This is a genomic window from Micromonospora ferruginea (assembly GCF_013694245.2).
In the GTDB taxonomy this organism is placed as follows: Bacteria; Actinomycetota; Actinomycetes; order Mycobacteriales; family Micromonosporaceae; genus Micromonospora; species Micromonospora robiginosa.
This window is the reverse complement of record NZ_CP059322.2, coordinates 2448823-2471720: the sequence shown is the minus strand read 5'-3', so window position 1 is coordinate 2471720 and position 22898 is coordinate 2448823. Positions and strand designations below refer to the sequence as shown.

Annotated in this window: 1 protein-coding gene (running past one end of the window); it reads left to right on the top strand. The window is 77.4% G+C overall.

What is annotated here, in order from left to right; translation table 11 throughout:
• Positions 1–22788: the 3' portion of a type I polyketide synthase gene (locus tag H1D33_RS10560; protein WP_307755388.1), read on the top strand. It extends 7086 nt beyond the left edge of the window; only the last 22788 of its 29874 coding nucleotides appear in the window; the start codon falls outside the window, past its left edge; its stop codon occupies positions 22786–22788.
• The last annotated feature ends 110 nt before the right edge of the window (positions 22789–22898 follow it).

Here is a 22898-nt window from a genome sequence, read left to right as displayed (position 1 = left end):
CCGCGCGGCGTGCTCACCGCGCTGATCCGCGACACCACCGACGACCCGGCCGCGCTCGCCGTCGCCACCCAGCGCGCCGACCGGACCGAGCCCCGCGCGCTGCTCACCGCGCTGGCGGAACTCTTCGCCGGCGGCGCGCACGTCGACTGGACCCCGCTGTTCGGCGGCGTCCCCGCCACCGTGACCGACCTGCCCACCTACGCGTTCGGCGGTGACCGCTACTGGCTGCGCCCGGCCGGACCCGCCGCCGACGTCAGCCGCGCCGGCCTCGGCGCCGCCGGCCACCCGCTGCTCACCGCCGCCGTCCGGCTGGCCGGCGAGGACGCCGCCGTGCTCACCGGACGGCTGTCCCTGTCCACCCAGCCGTGGCTCGCCGACCACCAGGTCGCCGGCGCGGTCCTCGTCCCCGGCACCGCGCTGGTGGAACTCGTGCTGCGCGCCGGCGAGGAGTTCGGCCCCTGCCGGGTCCGCGAGCTGACCGTCGCCGCGCCGCTGGTGCTCCCCGCCCGGGGCGCGGTGCGCGTGCAGGTCCGGGTCGGCCCCCGCGACCACACCGGCTGGCGCACCGTCGCGGTGCACTCCCAGCCCGACGACGACCCCGACGGCGACTGGGTCCGCCACGCCGAGGGCCTGCTCACCGCCGCCGACCCCGCCGACGAGACCGGCCTCGGCGCGTGGCCCCCGCCGCACGCCACCGAAACCGACCTCACCGGCTGGTACGACGCGCTCGCCGGCCACGGCATGACGTACGGGCCGGCGTTCCAGGGGCTGCGACGGGCCTGGACGACAGGCGACGACACCGTCTACGCCGAGGTGACCCTGCCGCCCGCCGGCACCGATCCGGCCGGCGGGTTCGGCGTGCACCCCGCGCTGCTCGACGCCGCGCTGCACCCCACCGCACTGCTGCCCGGCGACGGCACCACCGGCCCGAAGGCGCCGTTCGCGTTCACCGGCGTCCAGGTGCACGCCGTCGGCGCGGACACGCTGCGGGTCCGGCTCACCCGGGCCGGCACGGCGGTGCGGCTGCTCGCCGTCGACCACACCGACCGGCCCGTCGTCACCGTCGACGCGCTGGTGCTGCGCGAGCTGACCGGCGTCACGCCGCCGGCCCCCACCCGCGCCGCCCGGTCGCTGTTCCGGGTCGCCTGGCCGGCCGAACCGCTCACCCCGGTCCGGCCGCCCGTCACGGCGGTGCTCGGCGCGACGCCGCCCGCCCTGCCCGACGCCGCCGCCCACCCGGACGTGGCCGCGCTGGTGGCCGCCGGCGGCGTACCCCCGCTGGTGCTGCTGCCGGTGCCGCCGGCCGGGCCGACGCCGGACGCGGTCCGGGCCGCCACCACCGGCGTGCTCACCACCCTGCGCGACTGGCTGACCGCCGGCGCGACCGCCGACGCGCGGCTCGTCGTGGTCACCCGCGACGCTATGCCCGCCGCGCCCGACGACCCGGCCACCGACCTGGCCGGCGCCGCCGTCTGGGGCCTGGTCCGCTCCGCCCAGTCCGAGCACCCCGGCCGGATCGTCCTGGCCGACCTCGACCGGGACCTCGACGCCGACGTGCTGGCGCTGCTCGCGGCCGCCGCCGGCGACCCGGCCGCGGCGCAGCTCGCGGTCCGCGGCGACACCACCCACACCCCCCGGCTGGTACGCGCCGACACCCCGCCCGCGACCACCCCGGCCACCCGCGGCGGCACCGTCCTGGTCACCGGCGGCACCGGCGCGCTCGGCGCGATGCTCGCCCGGCACCTGGTCACCGACCGGGGCGTGGACTCGCTGGCCCTGGCCTCCCGGCGCGGACCCGACGCCGACGGCGCCGACGAGCTGGCCGGCGAGCTGACCGCGCTCGGCGCCCACGTGCGGGTGCTGGCCTGCGACGTCACCGACCGCGACGCGGTCGACCGGCTGGTCGCCGACCTCACCGCCGCCGGCCGGCTCGCCGGGATCGTGCACACCGCCGGCGTGCTCGACGACGCCGTGATCACCGGCACCGACGCCGATCGGCTGGCCCGGGTGCTCGCGCCCAAGGTGGACGCCGCCTGGCACCTGCACGAGGCCACCGCCGGCCTCGATCTCGACCTGTTCGTCACCTACTCGTCGATCGCCGGCGTGCTCGGTTCCCCCGGCCAGGGCGCCTACGCGGCCGCGAACGCCTACCTCGACGCGCTCGCGGTCCACCGCCGCGCCCAGGGCCGGCCCGCGCACGCGCTCGCCTGGGGCATGTGGGACACCGACGGGATGGCCGCCGGACTCGACGGCGCCGACCGCTCCCGGGTGGCCCGCGCCGGGCTCGGCGTGATCACCGCAGCGGTCGGCGTCGCGCTCTTCGACGCCGCCGTCGCCGGCGACACCGCCGCGCTCGTCCCGGCCGTGCTCGACCTGCCGGCGCTGCGCGCCGCCGCCGGCGTACCGCCGATCCTGCGGGCCCTGGCCGGCGCGCCCGCCCGGCGGCAGGCCGGCGCGACGGCCGAGGGTTGGGCCGGCCGGCTCGCGGCGATGCCCGCCGACGAGGCCCGCGCCGAGGTGGACCTGCTGGTGCGCGGCCTGGTCGCGCAGGTGCTCGGCCACGGCGGCGCGGACGCGGTGCCGGCGGACCGGGCGTTCCAGGAGCTGGGCTTCGACTCGCTGACCGCGGTGGACCTGCGTAACCGGGTCAACGCGGCCACCGGGCTGCGGCTGGCGTCCACGCTGGTGTTCGACTACCCGACGCCGGCCGCGCTCGCCGGGCACGTGCACGAGCAGCTCACCGGCGCCACCGCCGCGACCCGCGCCGACGCGGCGGCGGTCACCGGCGTGGACGAGCCGATCGCGATCGTCGGCATGGCCTGCCGCTATCCGGGCGGCGTCGACAGCCCCGAGGCGCTGTGGGAGCTGCTGGCCGCCGACGGCGACGGTATCGGGGCGTTCCCCGCCGACCGGGGCTGGGACCTCGACACGCTGTTCCACAGCGACCCCGACCACCCGGGCACCTCGTACGCCCGGGAGGGCGGCTTCCTCGGCGGCGCCGCCGACTTCGACAACGGCTTCTTCGGCATCAGCCCGCGCGAGGCCCTCGCCATGGACCCGCAGCAGCGGCTGCTGCTGGAGGCGTCCTGGGAGACGTTCGAGTCCGCCGGGCTCGACCCGGCCCGGCTGCGCGGCTCCCGCACCGGCGTCTTCGCCGGCCTGATGTACCACGACTACGCCGCCGGGGTGGGGGCGCTGCCGGAGGGCGTGGAGGGCTACCTCGGCACCGGCAACTCCGGCAGTGTGGTGTCCGGGCGGGTCGCGTACACGTTCGGGCTGGAGGGCCCGGCGGTCACCGTGGACACCGCCTGCTCGTCGTCGCTGGTCGCGCTGCACCTGGCCGTGCAGGCGCTGCGCTCCGGCGAGTGCGACCTGGCGCTGGCCGGCGGTGTGACCGTGATGGCCAACCCGGGCACGTTCATCGAGTTCTCCCGCCAGCGCGGCCTCGCCGCCGACGGGCGGTGCAAGTCGTTCGCCGCGTCGGCCGACGGCACCGGCTGGTCCGAGGGCGTCGGCGTGCTGCTGGTGCAACGCCTCTCCGACGCCCGCCGCGACGGGCGGCGCATCCTCGCCGTGGTCGCCGGCACCGCCGTCAACCAGGACGGCGCGTCCAACGGCCTCACCGCGCCGAACGGCCCCTCCCAGCAGCGCGTCATCCGGCAGGCCCTGGCGAACGCGCGGCTGACCACCGCCGACGTGGACGCGGTGGAGGCGCACGGCACCGGCACCACGCTCGGCGACCCGATCGAGGCGCAGGCGCTGCTCGCCACCTACGGGCAGGACCGGGCCGGCGAACCGCTCTGGCTCGGCTCGGTCAAGTCGAACCTGGGCCACACCCAGGCCGCCGCCGGCGCCGCCGGCATCATCAAGATGATCCTGGCGATGCGGCACGGCGTGCTGCCCCGCACGCTGCACGTCGACGCGCCGTCCCCGCACATCGACTGGGACGCCGGCAACGTCTCCCTGCTCACCGAGGCCCGGCCCTGGCCCCGGTCGCACCGGCCCCGCCGCGCCGCCGTCTCGTCGTTCGGGGTGAGCGGCACCAACGCCCACGTCATCATCGAGGCGCCGCCCGCCGAGCCGGCCCCCGTCACCGCCGAGCCGCCGCGCCGACCCGCGCCGGTGCTGCTCTCCGCCCGTGACCCGGAGGCGCTCGCCGCGCAGGCCGACCGCTGGGCCCGCCGGCTGGCCGCCGACCCCGCCGCCCGGCCGGTCGACGTCGGTTGGTCGTCGGCCGCCGGCCGCGCCGTCCTGGACCACCGCGCCGTCGTCGTCGCCACCGGCCGCGACGACCTGCTCGCCGGGCTGCGCGCACTCGCCGCCGGCACCCCGGCCGGGAACGTCCACACCGGTACGGCGGCCACCCGTGGCCGGCTCGCGATCCTCTTCTCCGGGCAGGGCGCGCAGCGCGCCGGCATGGGCCGGGAGCTGTCCGAGGCGTTCGGTGTGTTCGCCGCCGCGCTGGACGAGGTGTGCGCGCAGCTCGACCCTCTGCTGCCGCAGCCGCTGAGGCCGGTGCTGTTCGGCGACGGCGACCTGCTCGACCGGACGCAGTTCACCCAGGCCGGCCTGTTCGCCGTCGAGGTGGCCCTGTTCCGCCTGGTCGAGTCGTTCGGCGTCACCCCGGACCTGGTCGGCGGCCACTCGATCGGTGAGATCACCGCCGCGTACGTGGCCGGGGTGCTGACCCTGCCCGACGCCGCCGCGCTGGTCGCCGCGCGCGGCCGGCTCATGCAGGCGCTGCCGGCCGGCGGCGGGATGCTGGCGGTGGCCGCCGCCGAGGCCGACGTGACGGCGTCCGTCGCCGGTCACCCCGAGCTGGGCGTCGCCGCCGTGAACGGGCCGTCCTCGGTGGTGGTGTCCGGGCCGCTCGACGCGCTGGACGAGGTCGAACGCGCCTGGCGCGACCGGGGTGTCCGTACCCGCCGGCTGACCGTGTCGCACGCGTTCCACAGCCCGCTGACGGAGCCGATGCTCGCCGACTTCCGGGCCGTGCTCGACCGGCTGAGCTTCTCCGCGCCGCTGCTGCCGGTGGTGTCCAACCTGACCGGCACGCTCGCCGACCCGGCCGAGCTGACCCGCGCCGACTACTGGGTGCGGCACGTCCGCGAGGCGGTCCGCTACGCCGACGGGATCACCGCGCTTCGGGACGCCGGCGCCGACACGTTCCTGGAGGTCGGCCCGCAGAGCGTGCTCACCGCGCTGACCGGCGACATCCTGCCCGACGCGCTCGCGGTCGCCGTCCAACGACGGGACCGCGACGAGCCGGCCGCCCTGCTCGCCGCGCTGGCCGACCTGCACGTGCACGGCGTGCCGGTCTCCTTCCCGGAGTGGTTCGCCGGCGCCGGCGCGACCCGGGTCGACCTGCCCACGTACGCCTTCCGGCACCAGCGCTACTGGCTGCCCACCGGTCGCCCCCGCCCGGGCGACGTCAGCGGCGCCGGCCTCGGCGACGCCGCCCACCCGCTGCTCGGCGCCGCCGTCACCGTGGCCGGCGCGGACATGGTGCTGCTCACCGGCCGGCTGTCGCCGGCCACCCACCCGTGGCTCGCCGACCACGTGGTCGCCGGCGCCGTCCTGGTGCCCGGCACCGCGCTCACCGAGCTGGCCGTCCGGGCCGGCGACGAGGTCGGCACCCCCCGGGTACGCGACCTCACGCTCACCGCGCCGCTGCTGCTGCCCGCCGCCGGCGGCGTGCGGGTGCAGGTACGCGTCGGCGCCCCCGACGACACCGGCGCCCGGCCGGTGGCCGTCCACTCCCAGCCCGACGGTGACGACGGGTGGACCGCGCACGCCGACGGCATGCTGGAACCCGCTACCGCCGACGAGCCGACGCTCGACGCCTGGCCGCCCGCCGGGCTCACCGAGGTGGACCTGGACGGCTGGTACCCGGCGCTGGCCGGGCACGGCCTCGCGTACGGGCCGGTGTTCCGGGGCCTGCGCCGGCTCTGGACCGGCGACGGCGAGGCGTACGCCGAGGTCGTACTGCCCGACGAGGCGACCGGCGAGGCGTCCCGGTTCGGCGTCCACCCGGCGCTGCTCGACGCCGCGCTGCACCCGGTGGGGCTGCTGCTCACCGGCGACGGCCCGCGCGTGCCGTTCACCGTCGAGGGCCTCCAGGTGCACGCCACCGGGGCCCGCGTGCTGCGGGTACGGCTCACCCGTACCGGCTCGACCGCCCGTCTGGTGGCCGTGGACACCGCCGGCGCCCCGGTGGTCTCCATCGACACGCTGGCGCTGCGGGAGCTGACCGGCGACGTCGTGCCGGGCGTCGCGGCCCGGTCCCTGTACGCGCTGACCTGGCAGCCGGAGGACGTCCCCGCCACCGACGCGCCGGCCGGCTGGGCCGTGCTCACCGTTCCCGGCGAGGTGCCGGAGGGCGGGTCGGCGAGTCGACCGGGCGTGCCGGCGCCGGCCGGGTTGCCGGCGTACCCGAGCGTGGCGGCGCTGGTCGAGGCGGACCCGACGCCGCCGGCGCTGGTCCTGCCGGTGCCCGCCGCCGACCTGCCCACCCCGGACGCGGTGCGCGCGGTCACCACCGACGTGCTGACCGTCGTGCGGTCCTGGCTGGCGGCCGACGCGCTCGCCGGCGCGCCGCTCGTCGTCCTGACCCGGGGCGCGGTCTCCGTCGGCGACGCCGACCCGGTGACCGACCTGGCCGGCGCCGCCGTGTGGGGCCTGCTGCGCTCGGCGCAGTCCGAGCATCCCGGACGGATCGTGCTGGCCGACCTCGACGCGGACCCGGACGACCGGACGCTCGCCGTGCTCGCGCACGCGGTCACCGACCCGACCGGTGCGCAGCTCGCGATGCGGGACGGCCGGGTGTTCGTGCCCCGCCTGGTCCGTGCCGCGCCCACCACGACGGGCGTCGGGTCCGCGCCGACGGCCGCTGGCCGGCCCGGCACCGGTGACGCGTCGGTGCCGGATGGTGTCGGTGTCGGTGTCGGTGCCGGTGCCGGTGCCGGTGCCGGTGTCGGTGTCGGTGTCGGTAGCGGTAGCGGTGGGGCGGTCGGTGCCGGGACGGTGCTGGTGACCGGTGGCACCGGGGCGTTGGGTGCGCTGGTGGCGGAGCACCTGGTGACCCGGTACGGGGTGCGGTCGCTGGTGTTGGTGTCGCGGCGGGGTCCGGCCGCGCCGGGCGCGGACGCGTTCGTGGAGCGGTTGTCCGGGTTGGGTGCGTCGGTGTCGGTGGTGGCGTGTGACGTGACCGATCGGGATCAGGTCGCCGGCCTGGTGTCGGGTGTGCCGGGCCGGTTGGCCGGGGTGGTGCACACCGCCGGCGTGTTGGACGACGGGGTGGTGTCGTCGATCAGCCCGGAGCGGCTGGCGGCGGTGTTGGCGCCGAAGGCCACGGCGGCGTGGTGGTTGCACGAGGCGACCCGGGATCGTGAGCTGGATCTGTTCGTGGTGTTCTCGTCGGTCGCCGGAGTGCTCGGCTCGCCGGGGCAGGCGGCCTATGCGGCGGGGAACGCGTTCCTGGACGCGCTCGCGGCGCGGCGCCGGCAGGACGGACTGCCCGGCATCAGCCTGGCGTGGGGCATGTGGGACACCGCCGGGATGGCGGCGTCGCTGTCGGCGGCGGAGCGGCAGCGGTCGGCGCGCGCCGGACTGACGCCGATGAGCGCGGAAACCGGGCTGGAGCTGTTCGACGCGGCGCTCGCCGAGGGCCGCCCGGTGCTCGTGCCGGCCGTCCTCGACGTACCGGCGCTGCGGTCCGCGCTCGGCGCCGGCCCGGTGCCGGCGGTGCTGCGGACCCTGGTCGGCCCGACCGCCACCCGGCGGCAGGCCGGCGCGGGCGGCGACTGGGCCGACCGGCTCGCCGGCCTCGACCCGCAGGACGCCCGCGCCGAGGTGGACCTGCTGGTGCGGGGCCTGGTCGCGCAGGTGCTCGGCCACGCCGGGGCCGGCGCGGTGCCGGCCGACCGGGCGTTCCGCGAGTTGGGCTTCGACTCGCTGACCGCGGTGGACCTGCGCAACCGGGTCAACGCGGCCACCGGGCTGCGGCTGCCGTCCACGCTGGTCTTCGACCACCCCAGCCCGGCGGCGCTCGCCGAGCACCTCTACGAGCAGGTCTCCGGCCGGATCAGCGCCCGCCGCGCGGCGGTGCGGGCCGTCGACACCGACGAGCCGATCGCGATCGTCGGCATGGCCTGCCGCTATCCCGGCGGCGTCGACGACCCCGAGCAGCTCTGGCAGCTCCTGGCCGCCGGCCGGGACGGCATCGTCGAGTTCCCCGCCGACCGGGGCTGGGACCTCGACACGCTCTACCACCCGGACCCCGACCACGCCGGCACCTCGTACGCCCGGCACGGCGGTTTCCTCGCCGGCGCCGCCGACTTCGACCCCGACTTCTTCGGCATCTCGCCCCGCGAGGCGGTCGCCATGGACCCGCAGCAGCGGCTGTTGCTGGAGGCGTCCTGGGAGAGCTTCGAGTCCGCCGGAGTCGACCCGGTGGCGCTGCGCGGCTCCCGGACCGGCGTGTTCGCCGGCGTCATGTACCACGACTACGCCTCCCGGCTGGCCGACCTCCCGCCGGACGCCGAGGGCTTCGTCGGCACCGGCACCTCCGCCAGCGTGCTCTCCGGCCGGGTCGCGTACACGTTCGGGCTGGAGGGCCCGGCGGTCACGGTGGACACCGCCTGCTCGTCGTCGCTCGTCGCGCTGCACCTCGCCGGTCAGGCGTTGCGCTCGGGCGAGTGCGACCTGGCGCTCGCCGGCGGCGTGACGGTGATGGCGACGCCGGGGACGTTCGTCGAGTTCTCCCGGCAGCGGGGCCTGTCGCCGGACGGCCGGTGCCGGTCGTTCGCCGCGTCCGCCGACGGCACCGGCTGGTCCGAGGGCGTCGGCGTGCTGCTGGTGCAGCGACTCTCCGACGCCCGGCGTGCGGGCCGGCGGATCCTGGCGGTGGTGCGGGGTACGGCGGTGAACCAGGACGGGGCGTCGAACGGGTTGACCGCGCCGAACGGCCCGTCGCAGCAGCGGGTGATCCGGCAGGCTCTCGCGAACGCGCGTCTGACCACGGCCGACGTGGACGCGGTGGAGGCGCACGGGACGGGCACCACGTTGGGTGACCCGATCGAGGCGCAGGCGCTGCTCGCGACGTACGGTCAGGGTCGGTCCACGCCGTTGTTGCTCGGGTCGGTGAAGTCGAACCTGGGGCACACGCAGGCCGCCGCGGGTGTCGCCGGGATCATCAAGATGGTCCTGGCCATGCGGCACGGGGTGGTGCCGCCGACGTTGCACGTGGACGAGCCGTCGCCGCACATCGACTGGTCGGCCGGTGCGGTGGAGCTGGCGACGTCGGCGCGGCCGTGGCCGGTGGTGGACCGGCCGCGTCGGGCGGCGGTGTCGTCGTTCGGGATCTCCGGCACCAACGCCCACGTCATCCTCGAACAACCGACCGACGCCACCGCCGCGCCGTCGACCATGCTGCCGGTCGACGGCGACGGGCAGCCGAGCCGGCCGGCGCCGGTGCTGCTGTCCGCGCGTACCGACGGCGCGCTCGCCGCGCAGGCCGACCGGTGGGCGGCCTGGCTGGCCGCCGACGAGACGGTCCGCCCGGCCGACGTGGCCTGGTCGTCCGCCACCACGCGAACACCGCTGGAGCGACGGGCCGTGCTCGGCGTCACCGACCGGGACGACCTGCTCGCCGCGCTGCGGGCCCTCGCGGCGGGCGAACCGTCCGGTGCGGTGGTCACCGGCGCCGTGGCCCGGCGCGGCCCGCTCGCCGTGCTGTTCTCCGGGCAGGGCGCGCAGCGCGCCGGCATGGGCCGGGACCTCGCCGACGCGTTTCCGGTCTTCGCCGCCGCACTGGAGGAGGTCTGCGCGCAGCTCGACCCGCTGCTGCCGCAGCCGCTGAAGCCGGTGCTGTTCGGCGACGGCGACCTGCTCGACCGCACGGAGTTCACCCAGGCGGGCCTGTTCGCGGTCGAGGTGGCCCTGTTCCGCCTGGTCGAATCGTTCGGCGTCATCCCCGACCATGTGGGCGGGCACTCGATCGGCGAGATCACCGCCGCCCACGTGGCCGGCGTGCTGTCCCTGCCGGACGCGTGCACTCTGGTCGCGGCGCGGGGCCGGTTGATGCAGGCGCTGCCCGCCGGCGGCGGGATGCTCGCGGTCGCGGCCCCCGAGGCCGAGGTGGCCGCGTCGCTAGCCGGACACCCGACGCTGGGCGTCGCGGCGGTCAACGGCCCGACGTCGACGGTCGTCTCCGGCGACCTGGACGCGCTGGACGAGAGCGACCGCGGGTGGCGGGAGCGGGGCGTGCGGACCCGCCGGTTGGCGGTGTCGCACGCGTTCCACAGTCCGCTGATGGAGCCGATGCTCGCCGAGTTCCGGACCGTGCTCGACGGGTTGAGCTTCGCCGCGCCGCTGCTGCCGGTGGTGTCGAACGTGACCGGCGCGCCGGCGTCGGACGACGACCTGCGGACCCCGGACTACTGGGTGCGGCACGTGCGCGAGGCGGTGCGGTTCGCCGACGGGGTGACCGCGCTGCGGGCCGCCGGGGTGGACACGTTCCTGGAGATCGGCCCGCGCAGTGTGCTGACCGCGTTGGCGGCGGAGATCCTGGCGGACGACGAGACCGTGGTCGCGGTGGCGGTGCAGCGCCGGGACCGGGACGAGACCGAGGCGTTGCTCGCCGGGCTGGCGGAGCTGCACGTGCACGGCGTACCCGTCGACTGGGCACCGTGGTTCGCCGGCGCCACCCGCGTCGACCTGCCCACGTACGCGTTCCAGCACCGGCGCTACTGGCCGGCGGCCGGCCGCCGCCGTGGGGACGTCTCCGGGGCCGGGCTGAGCGACGCCGCGCACCCGCTGCTCGGCGCCACCGTCGACCTGGCCGGCGACGGCGAGGTGGTCCTCACCGGCCAGATCTCCCTCGCCACCCACCCCTGGCTGGCCGACCACGCGGTCGCCGGGGCCACGCTGCTGCCCGGCGCGGCGCTCGTCGAACTCGCCGTCCGGGCCGGCGACGAGGCCGGCGTACCCCGGCTCCGCGAACTCACCGTGGCCACGCCGCTGGTCCTGCCGGACACCGGTCGCCTGCGCATCCAGGTACGCGTCGACGGCGCCGGCACCCGCCGCGCCGTCACCGTCCACTCCCGCCCCGACGACGACCCCGAGGCGGGTTGGACCCGGCACGCCGACGGCGTCCTCGAACCGCCCGCCGCCGAGGAACCCGCCGTCGGGGCCTGGCCGCCGGCCGGCGCGACCGAGGTCGACCTGACCGGCTGGTACGACGCGCTCGCCGCGCACGGCCTGACGTACGGGCCGGCGTTCCGGGGCCTGCGCCGCGCGTGGACCGGCGACGGCGAGGCGTACGCCGAGATCGCCCTGCCGGACGACGTGGCCGCCGACGCGGCCCGGTTCGCGCTCCACCCGGCGCTGCTGGACGCCGCGTTGCACCCGATCGGGCTGCTGCCCGACGGCGCGACCGGTGGTCCCCGGGTGCCGTTCGCGTTCGAGGGCGTGCAGGTGCACGCCGCCGGCGCCACGACGCTCCGGGTCCGGCTGCACCGCACCGGCGACGCGGTCCGGCTGACCGCCACCGACGAGGCGGGTGCGCCGGTCGTGTCGGTGGACACCCTGGTGCTGCGCGAGATGACTGGCCTGACCGCGCCGGGCGCGGCGGCCCGGTCCCTGTTCGAGGTGTCCTGGCAGCCGGAGCCGGTGCCGCCGGTGGACGACCTGGCCGGCTGGGCGGTGCTCGGCGCGCCCGTGGGTGGGCTCCCGTCGTACCCGGACGTGCCGGCCGCCGCCGACGCGGGGGAGGACGTGCCGCACACGCTGGTGCTGCCGGTCGCCGCGCCGTCCGGGGTGGACGTGCCGGACGCAGTGCGGGTGACCGCCTCGGACGTGTTGGCGGTGGTGCAGGCGTGGTTGGCGGCGGAGTCGCTTGCCGAGTCGCGGCTGGTGGTGACGACGCGGGGCGCGGTGGCCGTGGCGGACGGGGACCGGGTCGTCGATCTGCCGGGCGCGGCGGTGTGGGGGTTGTTGCGGTCGGCGCAGTCGGAGCATCCGGAGCGGATCGTGGTGGCCGATCTGGACCGGGACGTGGACGCCGGTGTGCTGTCGGTGTTGGCGGGCGTGGTGGGTGACCTGGCGGCAACCGGTGGGCAGGTGGCGGTGCGGGGTGACGCGGTGCTGACGCCACGCCTGGTCCGCGCGGCGCCCGCCGCGGCGGACGCCGGGTCCGGGTCGACCACGACGGGCGCCGGATCCGAACTGGCCACGACGGATGCCGGGTCGGCGCCGGTGGCCGGTGGTCGGGCCGCCACGGGCGACGCGTCGGTGTCGGCCGGTGCGGGGACGGTGCTGGTGACCGGTGGCACCGGGGCGTTGGGTGCGTTGGTGGCGGAGCACCTGGTGACCGGGTACGGGGTGCGGTCGCTGGTGTTGGTGTCGCGGCGGGGTCCGGCCGCGCCGGGTGCGGACGCGCTGGTGGAGCGGTTGTCCGGGTTGGGTGCGTCGGTGTCGGTGGTGGCGTGTGACGTGACCGATCGGGATCAGGTCGTCGGCCTGGTGACAGGCGTGGAAGGCCGGTTGGCCGGGGTGGTGCACACCGCCGGTGTGCTGGACGACGGGGTGGTGTCGTCGATCAGTGCGGAGCGGTTGGCGAACGTGCTCGCGCCGAAGGTGACCGCCGCGTGGTGGTTGCACGAGGCCACCCGGGACCTCGATCTGGATCTGTTCGTGGTGTTCTCGTCGATCGCCGGGGTGCTCGGTTCACCCGGCCAGGCCGCGTACGCGGCGGGGAACGCGTTCCTGGACGGGCTGGCGGTGCACCGCCGGTCGACGGGCCTGCCGGTGACGTCGTTGGCGTGGGGCATGTGGGACACCGCCGGGATGGCGGCGTCGCTGTCGGCGGAGGAGCGGCAGCGGTCGGCGCGCGCCGGACTGACGCCGATGAGCGCGGAGACCGGCCTGGAGCTGTTCGACGCCGCGCTCGCCACCGGCCGGCCGCAGCTCGTGCCCACCGTGATCGACGTGCCGGCGCTGCGCGCGGCGGCCACCGGCGCACCCGTACCGGCGATGCTGGCCGCGCTCGTCGGCCGCCCCACCGGCCGGCGTCTCGCCGGGACCGGTGGCTGGGCCGGCCGGCTCGCCCGGCTCACCGACGACGAGGCCCGCGCCGAGGTGGACCTGCTGGTCCGCGGCCTGGTCGCGCAGGTGCTCGGCCACGCCGGTGCCGGCGCGGTGCCGGCCGACCGGGCGTTCCAGGAGCTGGGCTTCGACTCGCTGACCGCGGTGGACCTGCGCAACCGGGTCAACGCGGCCACCGGGCTGAAGCTGCCGTCCACGCTGGTGTTCGACTACCCGACGCCGGCCGCGCTCGCCGGGCAGGTGTGGTCCGAGCTGGCCGGGAGCCGGCCGGACCCGGCCGCCGCGCCGGCCGCCGTCACGACCGGCCTGGACGAGCCGGTGGCGATCGTCGGCATGGCCTGCCGCTACCCGGGCGGGGTGGAGAACCCGGAGCAGCTCTGGGAGCTGCTGGCCGCCGGCGGCGACGGCATCGCCGAGTTCCCGGCCGACCGGGGCTGGGACCTCGGGTCGCTGTTCGACCCGGACCCGAACCGCAGCGGCACGTCGTACGCGACGCAGGGCGGCTTCCTCTACGACGCCGCCGACTTCGACCCCGGCTTCTTCGGCATCAGCCCGCGCGAGGCGCTCGCCATGGATCCGCAGCAGCGGCTGCTGCTGGAGACGTCGTGGGAGGCGTTCGAGTCGGCGGGCGTGGACCCGGCCGGGCTGCGCGGCTCCCGGACCGGCGTGTTCGCCGGCGTCATGTACCACGACTACGCCACGCGGCTGGTGGAACTGCCGGCCGAGGTGGAGGGCTACGTGGGCGTGGGCACGTCGGGCAGCGTGCTGTCCGGCCGGGTCGCCTACTCGTTCGGGCTGGAGGGTCCGGCGGTCACGGTGGACACCGCGTGCTCGTCGTCGCTGGTGGCGCTGCACCTGGCGGTGCAGGCGTTGCGGTCCGGGGAGTGCGATCTGGCGTTGGCCGGTGGTGTGACGGTGATGGCGACGCCGGGGACGTTCATCGAGTTCTCCCGGCAGCGGGGTCTGTCCCCGGACGGCCGGTGCAAGTCGTTCGCGGCCGCCGCGGACGGCACCGGCTGGGGTGAGGGCACCGGCGTGCTGCTGGTGCAGCGACTCGCCGACGCGCGGCGTGAGGGCCGGCGGATCCTGGCGGTGGTGCGGGGCACGGCGGTGAACCAGGACGGGGCGTCGAACGGCCTGACCGCGCCGAACGGGCCGTCGCAGCAACGGGTCATCCGGCAGGCCCTGGCCAACGCGCGGCTGACCACCGCCGACGTGGACGCGGTGGAGGCGCACGGCACCGGCACCACGCTGGGTGACCCGATCGAGGCGACCGCGTTGCTGGCCACGTACGGGCAGGACCGGGACACGCCGCTGCTGCTCGGCTCGGTGAAGTCGAACATCGGTCACACCCAGGCCGCCGCCGGGGTCGCCGGGATCATCAAGATGGTCCTCGCCATGCGCCACGGCGTCGTGCCGCCGACGCTGCACGTGGACGAGCCGTCCCCGCACATCGACTGGTCGGCCGGTGCGGTGAGCCTGGCGACCGAGGCGACGCCGTGGCCCGTGGTGGACCGGCCCCGCCGGGCGGCGGTGTCGTCGTTCGGGATCTCCGGCACCAACGCCCACGTCATCCTCGAACAGCCCGCCGCCGCGCCTGCGGTCGCCGGGGACCCGGATGCGACCGGCCGACCGGTGCCGGTGCTGCTGTCGGCGCGTACCGACGCGGCGCTCGCCGCGCAGGCCGACCGGTGGGCGGCCTGGCTGGCCGCCGACGAGACGGTCCGCCCGGCCGACGTGGCCTGGTCCTCCACGGCCACCCGGGCGGCATTGGAGCAGCGGGCCGTGGTGACCGCCGCCGACCGCGACGGCCTGCTCGCCGCGCTGCGGGCGCTCGCCGCCGGTGAACCGTCCGGCTCGCTGGTCACCGGCGGCCGGGAGCGACGGGACCGGCTCGCGATCCTCTTCTCCGGGCAGGGTGCGCAGCGCGTCGGCATGGGTCGGGAGTTGTCCGAGGCGTTTCCGGTGTTCGCGTCCGCACTGGACGAGGTGTGTGCGCAGCTCGATCCGTTGCTGTCGCGGCCGTTGAAGCCGGTGCTGTTCGGTGACGGTGACCTGTTGGATCGGACGGAGTTCACGCAGGCGGGGTTGTTCGCGGTCGAGGTGGCGTTGTTCCGCCTGGTGGAGTCGTTCGGTGTCGCCCCGGACTTCGTGGGTGGGCATTCGGTCGGTGAGATCACCGCTGCCCATGTGGCGGGTGTGCTGTCGCTGGCTGATGCGTGCACCCTGGTGGCGGCGCGGGGCCGGTTGATGCAGGCGCTGCCGGACGGCGGCGGGATGCTGGCGGTCGCGGCGTCGGAGTCCGAGGTGGCCGCGTCGATCACGAACGCGAACCACGCGAACACCGGGGACCATGCGAGCGACGCGGACCACGCGAGCTACCCGGACCTCGGGATCGCGGCGGTCAACGGGCCGTCCTCGGTGGTGGTGTCCGGGCCGGTCGACGCGCTGGACGCGATCGACCGCGCGTGGCGGGACCGTGGCGTCCGGGTTCGGCGGTTGACGGTGTCGCACGCGTTCCACAGTCCGCTGATGGAGCCGATGCTCGCCGAGTTCCGCACGGTCCTCGACGGGTTGACGTTCGCCGCGCCGAGCCTGCCGATCGTGTCCAACGTGACCGGCGCGCTCGCCGGGGACGAGATCGTCACCGCCGACTACTGGGTGCGGCACGTCCGCGAGGCGGTGCGGTTCGCCGACGGGGTGGCCGCGCTGCGGAACGCCGGGGCGGACACGTTCCTGGAGATCGGCCCGCGCAGCGTGCTCACCGCGCTGATCGGCGACCAGGCCGACGGCGTACCGGCGGTCGCCGCCCAACGCCACGACCGGGACGAGACCGGCGCGCTGCTGCACGCGCTCGCCGAGCTGCACGTGCACGGCGTGCCCGTCGACTGGGCACCCTGGTTCGCCGGCGTCGGCGCGACCCGCGTCGACCTGCCCACGTACGCGTTCCAGCACCAACGGTTCTGGCCCGACGCGCCCGCCCGCGTCGACGGGCCGGACGCGGAGTTCTGGGCCGCCGTGGAGCACGGCGATCCGGCCGCGCTCGCCGCGCACCTCGGCGACGACACCGCCGCCGACGCGCTCAGCGCCGCGCTGCCGGTGCTGGCCGACTGGCGCCGGGCGCGGACCCGGGGCGCCGCACCGGCGTACCGGATCGGGTGGGAGCCGGTGCGACCCGCCGCCGCGGCCGGGCTGACCGGCCGGTGGCTCGTCGCCACCGTCGGCGGCGGCGCCGACGCGGGCGTCGCCAGGACGATCGTCGCGGCCGGCGCCGAGGTGGACACGCTCACCGTCCCGGCCGGCGTCGACCGGCGGGACCTGGCCGAGCGGCTGCGGCGACTCGGCGGGCAGGGCTGGACCGGCGTGCTCTGCGTGCTGCCCCGCCAGGACCGGCCGACCCCCGACCAGCCGGCCGTCCCGGCCGGCACGGCCGCGCTGCTCACGCTCGTCCAGGCGCTCACCGACACCGACCTGCCCGGCCGGGTGTGGGCGCTCAGTCGCGCCGCGCTGCCGGTGGCGCCCGGCGACCGTGGCGGCGACGTCCGCGCCGCGGCCGCCTGGGGCCTCGGCCGGGTCGTGGCGCTGGAGCGACCCGACCGGTGGGGCGGCCTGATCGACCTGCCCGGACGCGCCGACCGCAGCACCCGCGCCGCCCTCGTCGCGGTGCTCGCCGACGGCGGCCACGACCAGGTCGCCGTACGCCGCACCGGGATCCTCGCCCGGCGTCTGCTCCCGGCGGCGCCCCCGGCCGGCGGCGGCTGGCAGCCGCGCGGCACGGTGCTGGTCACCGGCGGCACCGGCGCGCTCGGCCGGCACGTGGCCCGGTGGCTGCTGGCCAACGGCGCCGACGAGGTGGTGCTGGCCTCCCGGCGCGGCCCGGACGCCCCCGGCGCCGCCGACCTGCCCGCCACGCTCGGCGCGGTCCGGGTGGTCGCCTGCGACGTCAGCGACCCGGTCGCCGTCACCGACCTGGTGGACGACCTGCCGGAGCTGACCGCCGTGGTGCACACCGCGGGCGTCGCCGGCGACCCCGCCGCCGTGACCGACCTGACCACCACCGACCTGGCCGGCACCCTGTCCGGCAAGGCGCTCGGCGCGCTCCACCTGGACGCCGCCTGCCAGGACCGCGAGCTGGACGCGTTCGTGGTGTTCTCCTCCGTGGCCGGCGTGTGGGGCGGCGGCGGGCAGGCCGGCTACGCTGCCGGCAACGCCCTGCTCGACGCGCTGGTCGCGGCCCGCCGCGCCGCCGGCCTGCCGGCCACCGCGCTCGCCTACGGGCCGTGGGCCGCCGACGGCATGGCCGCCGGGGAGACCGCGGACGGGCTGCGCCGGCGCGGCCTCGACCCGCTGCCGCCGGCCGCCGCCGTCGCCGCGCTGGGCCGCTGGGTCAACGCCGCCGAGCCGGCCCCGGTGATCGCCGGCGTGGACTGGTCGCGGTTCGTCGCCGCGTACACCGCGGCGCGGCCGAGCCACCTCTTCGACCGGGTCGCGCCGGCCGTCGCCGTCGACCGGGAGCGGCCGGAAGCCGGCGACGGCGGCCTCCGCGCCCGGCTGGCCGCGCTGCCGGCCGCCGGGCAGGAGACGCTCCTGCTCGACCTGGTACGCGCCGAGGCCGCGGCGGTGCTCGGGCACGCCTCCACCGACCAGGTGCCCGCCGGTCGGGCGTTCCGCGAACTCGGCTTCGACTCGCTTGCCGCCGTGCAACTGCGCGACCGGTTGGGCCGGGCCACCGGCGCCACGCTGCCCTCGACAGTGGTCTTCGACCACCCGTCGGCGGCCGAGCTGGCGCGCTTCCTGCGTACCGAGATGGTGGGCGGCGCGGACGTCCCCGCCGCGACCACGACGGCCCCCCGGCCGGCCGCCGACGAACCGATCGCCATCGTCTCGATGGCGTGCCGCTTCCCCGGCGGGGTGTCCTCCCCGCGGGAGCTGTGGCGGCTGCTCGCCGACGGCGGGGACGCGGTCACCCCGATGCCCACCGACCGGGGCTGGGACCTCGACGGCCTGTTCGACAGCGACCCGGAACGGGTCGGCACCAGCTACACCCGCAGCGGCGGCTTCCTCGCCGACGTGGCCGGCTTCGACGCCGCGTTCTTCGGCATCAACCCGCGCGAGGCGCTCGCCATGGACCCGCAGCAGCGGCTGCTGCTGCACACCACCTGGGAGGCGTTCGAGCACGCCGGCATGGACCCGCAGCGGGTACGCGGCTCCGCCACCGGCGTGTTCATGGGCACCAACGGGCAGGACTACGCCACGCTGCTGCTCGGCGCCCGCTCCGAGGTCGAGGGCTACCAGGCCACCGGCAACGGCGCGTCGGTGGTCTCCGGCCGGCTGGCGTACGCGTTCGGCCTGCACGGGCCCGCCGTCACCGTCGACACCGCCTGCTCGTCGTCGCTGGTGGCGCTGCACCTGGCCGCGCAGGCGCTGCGCTCCGGCGAGTGCGACCTGGCGCTGGCCGGTGGCGTGACCGTGATGTCCACCCCGGGCGCGTTCCTGGAGTTCTCCCGGCAACGCGGGCTCGCCGAGGACGGCCGGGTCAAGGCGTTCGCCGCCGCCGCGGACGGCACCGGCTGGGGTGAGGGCGTCGGCGTGCTGCTGCTGCAACGCCTCTCCGACGCCGAACGTGACGGCCGGCGGATCCTCGCCGTGGTGCGCGGCAGCGCGGTCAACCAGGACGGCGCGTCCAACGGGCTGACCGCGCCGAACGGGCCGGCGCAGCAACGCGTCATCCGGGCCGCCCTGGCCAACGCCGGCCTCACCCCGGCCGACGTCGACGCGATCGAGGCGCACGGCACCGGCACCACGCTCGGCGACCCGATCGAGGCGCAGGCGCTCGCCGCCGCGTACGGGCCGGACCGGCCGGCCGACCGGCCGCTCTGGCTCGGCTCGGTCAAGTCGAACCTGGGCCACACCCAGGCCGCCGCCGGCGCGGCCAGCCTGATCAAGATGGTGCTGGCGCTGCGCCACGCGACGCTGCCGGCCACCCTGCACGTCGACGCGCCCACCCCGCACGTGGACTGGGCGTCCGGCCCGCTGGCGCTGCTCACCGAGGCCCGCCCCTGGGCGACCGGCGACGCGCCGCGCCGGGCCGGCGTCTCGTCGTTCGGCATCAGCGGCACCAACGCCCACGTGATCCTGGAGGAGGCGCCGGCCGTCGGTCGTCCCGCCGTCGTGCAGGCGGGCGCGGGCGACACCGGGCCGGGGCGGACGACCGAGGACCCCGCCGCCGCGCCGCGCACCGACCCGGGCCGGACCGCCGACGCGCACCCGACCGCCGGGCCGCGCCCCGACGTGGCGCTGCCCTGGCCGGTCAGCGCCGCGACTGCGGCCGGCCTGCGGGACCAGGCCGACCGCCTGGCCCGGCGGCTCACCGACCCGCCGGCCGTCGATCCGGCCGCCGTCGATCCGGCCGCCGTCGACCCCGGCGCGGTCGCCTGGGCGCTGGTGGACGGCCGGGCGCACCTGGCCCACCGGGCCGTGGTGGTCGCCGCCGACCCGGCGACCCGGCTGGCCGCGCTGCGCGCGCTCGCCGCCGGCGACGCCCACCCGGCGCTCGTCCCGGCCGCGCCCGCGCGGACCGGCCGGACCGCGATCCTCTTCTCCGGGCAGGGCGCGCAGCGCGCCGGCACGGGCCGGGAGCTGTCCGACGCGTACCCGGTCTTCGCCGCCGCACTGGACGAGGTGTGCGCGCAGCTCGACCCGCTGCTGCCGCAGCCGCTGAAGCCGGTGCTGTTCGGCGACGGTGACCTGCTGGACGAGACGCAGTTCACCCAGGCCGGCCTGTTCGCCGTCGAGGTGGCGTTGTTCCGCCTCGTCGAGTCGTTCGGGATCGTGCCGGACGTCGTCGGCGGACACTCGATCGGCGAGATCGTCGCCGCCCACGTGGCGGGTGTGCTGTCACTGGCCGACGCGGCCACGCTGGTGGCCGCGCGCGGTCGGCTGATGCAGGCGCTGCCGACCGGCGGCGGGATGCTGGCGGTGGCCGCGCCGGAGACCGAGGTGGCCGCGTCGATCGCCGGGCACCCGGCGGTCGGGATCGCGGCGGTCAACGGCCCGTCGTCGGTGGTGGTGTCCGGCCCGCTCGACGCGCTGGACGAGATCGGGCGCACCTGGCGGGACCGGGGCGTCCGTACCCGCCGGCTGACCGTGTCGCACGCGTTCCACAGCCCGCTGATGGCGCCGATGCTCGCCGAGTTCCGGACCGTGCTCGACGGGTTGAGCTTCGCCGCGCCGCTGCTGCCGGTGGTGTCCAACCTGACCGGCGCGCTCGCCGACGGAGACGACCTGCGCAGCCCCGACTACTGGGTGCGGCACGTCCGCGAGGCGGTCCGGTACGCCGACGGGATCGCCGCGCTGCGCGACACCGGCGTGGACACGTACCTGGAACTCGGGCCGGCCGCGGTGCTGACCCCGATGCACGCCGACCTGCTGCCCGACGACACCGTCGCGGTGGCCGCGCTGCGCGCCGGCGTACCGGAGGTCACCAGCCTGCTCGCCGCCGTCGCCACCGGCTACGCGGCCGGGCGTGACCCGCACTGGCCGGCGCTGCTGACGCCGCTGGCCGGCCCCCGCCCCGCCGCGCGGGACCTCCCCGAACTGCCCACCTACGCGTTCCGGCCCCAGCGGTACTGGCCCACCCTGACCACCCCGGTCGGCAGCGCGGCGGCCGACGACGGCGAGTTCTGGCGAGCCGTCGGCGACGGCGACCTCGACCGGCTCGGCATCGACGGCGGGCAGCCGCTGCGCGACGTGCTGCCCCAGCTCGACGCGTGGCGACGGCGGCGGCGCCAGGACGGCGTGCTGGCCGGATGGCGCTACCGGGTCACCTGGCGCCGGCGCCCGCTGACCGGCGGCGAACCGGGCCGCTGGCTGCTGGTCGCGCCGCCCCGCGAGACCGCCGACACGGTCGCCGACGCGCTGCGGGCCGGCGGCGCCGACGTACGGCTGCTCACCGTCGACCCGGCCACCGCGGACCGGGACGGCCTCGCGGACGCCCTGACCCGGGCCGAGGCCGACCACCGGCCCACCGCGCTGCTGTCGCTGCTGGCGCTGGACGAGGCCCCGCACCCCGCGCAGGACGCCCTGCCGGCCGGCCTCGCGGCCAACCTGCTGCTGCTCCAGGCACACGCCGGCCGCGACGACGGCACGCCGTTGTGGCTCGCCACCGCCGGCGCCGCCGCGACCGACGACGAACCCGCCACCCGGCCGTGGCAGGCCACCACCTGGGGCCTCGGGCTGGCCGCCGCGCTGGAACACCCCCGGCACGTCGGCGGGCTCGTGGACCTGCCCGGCACGGTGACCCCCGAGGCCGCCGCCGGGCTGCTCGCCGCGCTGACCAACCGGGAGGGGGAGGACCAGATCGCGGTACGCGCGTCCGGCCCGCTCGTCCGCCGGCTGGTCCGGGCCGCCGGCCCGGGCGGGGGTACGGGCGGCGGCTGGACCCCGCAGGGCAGCGTGCTGCTCACCGGCGGCGCCGGACCCGTCGCCCGGCACACCACCGCCTGGCTCGACCGGGCGGGCGCGTCCGTGGTGCCGCTCGACGACACGGCCGGCGGCAAGCTGGCCGACCGGATGGCGCAGCTCGCCGCCGACGGGCGGCCGGTGACCGGGCTGGTGCACGTACCGGCCGACACCGGCACCGTGCCGCTGGCCGCGCTCACCCTGGCCGACCTCGCCGCCGACCTGACCGCCACCGTCGGTGAGCTGCCCCGCTACGCCGACGAGGTGGAGCAGCGCGCGCTCGGCGCGTTGGTGGTCTGCTCGTCCACCTCCGGCGTGTGGGGCTCCGGCGGGCGCTACGGGCAGGCGGCCGGCGACGCGCTGCTGCACGTCCTCGCCGCCGGTTGGCAGCGCGCCGGACTGCCGGTGACCTCGGTGGCGTTCGGCCCCTGGGCGGACGGCCTCACCGACACCGACCTGGCGCACCTGGGCCGCGGTGGCCTGCCCGGCATGGACCCGGAACTGGCCGTCGCCGCGCTCCGCCAGGCGGTCCTCGACGGCGACCGGCTCGTCGTCGCGGACGTGCGGTGGGACCGGTTCGTGCCGGCCGTCGCCGCGGTCCGGGACCGGCCGCTCCTCGGCGACCTGCCCGAGGCCGTCGAGGCGCTGCGCGGCCTGCACGCCGAGCAGCCCACCGACGACGCGGCCGCGGCGGCGCTGCGCGACCGGCTCCGCCCGCTCGGCGACGCGGAGCGGGACGCGATCCTGGTCGACCTGGTCGCCGGGGCGGCAGCGGCGGTGCTCGGCCTGCCGGACGCCGCCGACCTCGGCCCCGGCCGGGCGTTCCGCGACGTCGGGTTCGACTCGATGACCGCGGTCGAGCTGCGCAACCGGCTCCGCGTCGCCACCGGGGCCACGCTGCCGGGCAGCGTGGTCTTCGACTACCCGACGCCGCTGGCGCTCGCCCGGCACCTGCGGACGCTGCTGGCGCCCGACGGCGTCGCCGCCACCACCGGCCTGCTCGCCGAGTTGGAGAAGGTGGACGGTCTCTTCGCCGCCGGCACGCCCGACCCGCTGACGAAGCAGAAGCTGCTGGTGCAGATGCAGGCGTTCGTCGCCCGCTGGGGCGACGACCGCGCCGCGGCGCCGCAGGCGCCGGTGACCGACACGCTCGACGGGGCCAGCGACGCCGAACTGTTCGATTTCATCCATCGCGAGCTGGGTGGTCCGGTCGGCGAATTCTGAACGAATTCGCGCGCCATTGTGGGCCGCTCCGGCGCGACCGGTCGCGGGGGCGGTGCGGACACCGCCGCGACCGGTCCGGCCGGACCGGTCGCGGCGGCTCACCGGCCCAG